The sequence below is a fragment of the Jannaschia seosinensis genome (assembly GCF_001408515.1).
Lineage (GTDB): Bacteria > Pseudomonadota > Alphaproteobacteria > Rhodobacterales > Rhodobacteraceae > Jannaschia > Jannaschia seosinensis.
Genome location: NZ_CYPR01000022.1, coordinates 1 through 3,249 on the forward strand (window position 1 = coordinate 1; position 3,249 = coordinate 3,249).

Genomic DNA, 3,249 nt, shown 5'->3' on the forward strand with positions numbered 1-3,249 from the left:
AATAGAGCTTCTCGTAAAGGTGCTTGCCGCGACCGCCCTCGAGGTTGGTGACGATGTAGCGGGTGTCCCGACCCATGGGGCCAACCTCGACGCGGGCGATGACGCGGCGGGGTTTCGACCACGAGCGGGCTGCGTAGGAGAAGGTCTTGAACCGGCGCAGCTTCTGGCCCGGCGTTCGGGCGTAGCGCGCCGCTGTCGATGCCTCCAATGCCGAGATGTTCCGCGCCAGACGGCCGTTCTTCGACAGACCGAAGACATAACGCAGCCCGAGCCCGTCACACAGGTCCAGAACCTGCGGGGTGCAGTAGTGGCTGTCGGCTCGCAGCAGGATTTCTGTCTCGGGCCAATGCCTGGCAATCTGCCGGATCAACCGGCGGATGTGGGCCGCGCTCTCGGCCCCATTGGGGCGGCGGGCCGGGCGCAGCAGTGTCCCGACGAGCCGGCCTTCGCCGTCGAAGACGACGATCGGCTGGAAGCCGAACTCGTCGTAGAACGCATTGAACAGGCGCAGCTGCTGGTGGCCATGCACCGCGTCAAAGGTATCATCGATATCGAGCACGATTCGGCTTGGCGCGCGCGCAAACGAGTGGCAGTAGAACCGGACCATCTCGCGGCCCATGCGGATAAGGGCGCGGGCGTCGGGCAGGTTTTCCATGCGCGAGATCGTCGGCTGCGAACACAAGGCCGGCCCTGTTTCCGGGCCACGCTCCAGTGCGATCCTGAAGCTGGGATCGTTCCGCAGGGCGGTCGCGTCGTTGCCGTCTTCATACCCCGCCGCGATCATCATGATCCGGAAACGGATGATGTCGCACAGGCTATGCTGAACTTTCGCCGGATCACGCGGATCGTGCAGGCAATCTGCGAGCCGCTGCGCCAGACCCTGCTGCGCTCGATCTCGCGCAGCAGGGTCAGTCCGGCATCGGAGCTCATGTCGGCGCCGTCAAACCCGAGCAGGATCGGCTTGCCATTGAGGGGTGACAGGCGGGGCGTGGAGCACGTAGACTGGGTCATGGCGGAGGTCGTCCTGCTGAAATCTGAATCTTTGGCGTCGATAACCAAAAAATACAGAGTTTCAGACGGTTACGCCACCTCCGCCGCCTTCTCGTGAGTTATCCGGGTTAAACCGATATCGCAAATGGTGGAGACACGAAGGAGGCAGATCAGGGTCCGGTGGTATTGGGATCAAGCCGGACTCTCATGACCCCGAGCTGTCGTTTGCGAACGATAGAACCACCCATGCGTGGCTCACCTATGCCGGCCGCTACAGCGTCAAGACGATCGACCGGCATCTTGCCCCGATCCGCTATCTCGACTCCCTGACGGGCGGGATGCCGTTCGACAAGCTCTCCACGAAAAAGGTGTCCAGGATTTGCAACGACCTCAAGCGGCGGTCCAGCATGACTGCTCCGGATCACCTGTCCTACTCCTCCTCGATCCGACACACCGTGTCGCATCTCGTCGCGTTTCTGGGCTGGCTCCAGAAGCAGGACGGCTTCCGCCGGCTGCCCAGGGATCTGGCCGACTATCTCGAACTTCCCAAGGCGGTCACGGCTGCTGCCGCGTGCACGAGCTTCCGGGACTACCCTACCCTCTCCGAGGCTGAAGCCTTGCTGCAAGCCATGCCGGCAAGGTCGCTGAAAGATGAACGTGCCCATGCCCTCTTCGCGCTCGCGTTCCTCGGCGCCCTTCGTGTGGACACACTCGTCTCGTTCGTTGCGCGTCAAGAACATTGACATCGCAAACCGTCTGATCCTTCAGGACGCGAGCGTTGTTCGCGCTAAAGGGGGCAAGAGCATCGACATCTTCCGGTTTCCGCTTCCACCGCTGTTCAAGACCATCGTCGTCGAATGGATGGACCGGCTCCGCCAGCTCGGCTTTACAGAAGAAGATGCCCTCTTCGCGGACCTGAAGTACCTGAAGCATCGGCCCGCTCTGTCCGGGAGCGGAAGAAAGGTTGTTCCCGTCATGACGACCACTCATGCCGTGACAGAGGCGTTCGAGATCGCGTGCCGCGACAGCGAAAGGAAGTTCACACCGCATGCCGTAAAACACACGATCGGCGCGGAGCGAGACGAGCGCGCCCTGACACAGCTAGAGCGCAAGGCCTGGTCCCAAAACATGGGGCACGAGAACGAGCAGACCACCGAGCGGTATTACGGCAAGCTGAGTGACGAGCGGCGGATCGAGGTTCTGGAAGCCATCGGAGGCCATGACGAGAGTGACGCCCCATCGATTTCCGACGACGTGAAGATCGCGCTGTTGGACGCCGTCTATGACCAGTGCATCAAGGAGCGGACTAGCCGGGGCCAGAGGGGCGCGCCCTGATCGAAGCGTGTGGTTCGATTGCCCATTCTGATCCCGACCGGAGGGGCCATTTCTTCGGTCCGGTGGAGCACCCGCGGCGCAGTTGCTTGGTGGCAGTCTCAACCGTTCGTCGCTATGTTGTAATTTCGTAAAATAATAAATTTTTCGTCCTACGCTTCGGCTGCTTTGGTAAGCATCGCTTCGGCGAGCAGCTTCTTCAGCTTGCCGTTCTCGTTCTCTAGCGCCTTCAGCCGCTTGACATCCGACACCTCCAGGCCGCCACAGCGTGCCTTGAACTTGTAGAACGTCGCCGAGCTAACCCGGATAATTAACGAGAAGGCCAGACTACACGACACAGCCGTTTTTGGGGTGGCCGAGACCGGCAAGAGAGATTCTTCTGGTGGACTCGACCTCGCCAAAGGAACGGTCCCTTGAATATCCGTGCTCTCGCCGATCTCCAGAAAACGCTAACTCCGCATGTGCCGTTGGGCAAGTCACGGCTCGAGACGCTCTGCATGATCCTGCTTGGCATGATCAGCGCCCGAACGGTGAACCTGACGCATATCGCGAGCGAGCGGCCAAGTCGCGCCATGGTTGCATCGACCTATCGCCGTCTGCAACGCTTCTTCCAACACGTGTGCCTGCCCGAGGATTGGAGCGTGGGCATCGTGATCTCGCTGCTCGGCAACCCTCGCCCTTGGCATCTGTGTCTTGACCGCACCAACTGGAAGATCGGCAAGACCGACGTTAACGTCCTCGTGTTGGCCGTCATCACGGCCAGGTTCCGTGTCCCGTTGATGTGGACCATGCTCCCGCATTCCGGCAACAGCACGACCGCTCAGCGCATCGCGCTGATGAAGCGGTATCTCGCGTATTTCGACGCCTCAACCGTTCGGATGCTGCTGGCGGATCGTGAGTTCATCGGTCAGGAATGGTTCACTTTTC

The 3,249-nt window shown here is 61.0% G+C and carries 3 protein-coding genes and 2 pseudogenes; 3 read left to right on the forward strand and 2 right to left on the reverse strand.

Annotated elements, in window-relative coordinates; all coding sequences use genetic code 11:
* Positions 1-1,011, reverse strand: a pseudogene (locus JSE7799_RS02245) (IS1380 family transposase); the annotation flags it as partial.
* A gap of 317 nt (positions 1,012-1,328) precedes the next feature.
* Between JSE7799_RS02245 and JSE7799_RS02250 the strand changes: the two are divergent.
* Together JSE7799_RS02250 and JSE7799_RS02255 are read left to right on the forward strand one after the other, a co-directional pair.
* A complete protein-coding gene (locus JSE7799_RS02250; protein ID WP_055662157.1) occupies positions 1,329-1,733 on the forward strand; it encodes a site-specific integrase in 405 nt (134 codons plus the stop codon).
* Complete coding sequence (locus JSE7799_RS02255) at positions 1,714-2,325, forward strand: site-specific integrase (RefSeq protein ID WP_055662158.1); 612 nt, start codon at positions 1,714-1,716, stop codon at positions 2,323-2,325. Before JSE7799_RS02250 ends, JSE7799_RS02255 begins: the two co-directional genes overlap by 20 nt.
* 158 nt (positions 2,326-2,483) lie before the next feature.
* Here JSE7799_RS02255 and JSE7799_RS20265 read toward each other — a convergent pair.
* A pseudogene (locus JSE7799_RS20265) lies at positions 2,484-2,624 on the reverse strand (transposase); the annotation flags it as partial.
* A 111-nt stretch (positions 2,625-2,735) separates the two neighbouring features.
* On the opposite strand from JSE7799_RS20265, the gene JSE7799_RS02265 reads away from it, so the two are divergent.
* Positions 2,736-3,249, forward strand: a 514-nt coding sequence (locus JSE7799_RS02265; protein WP_503089875.1) for a transposase family protein, incomplete at its 3' end; no start/stop codon positions are given.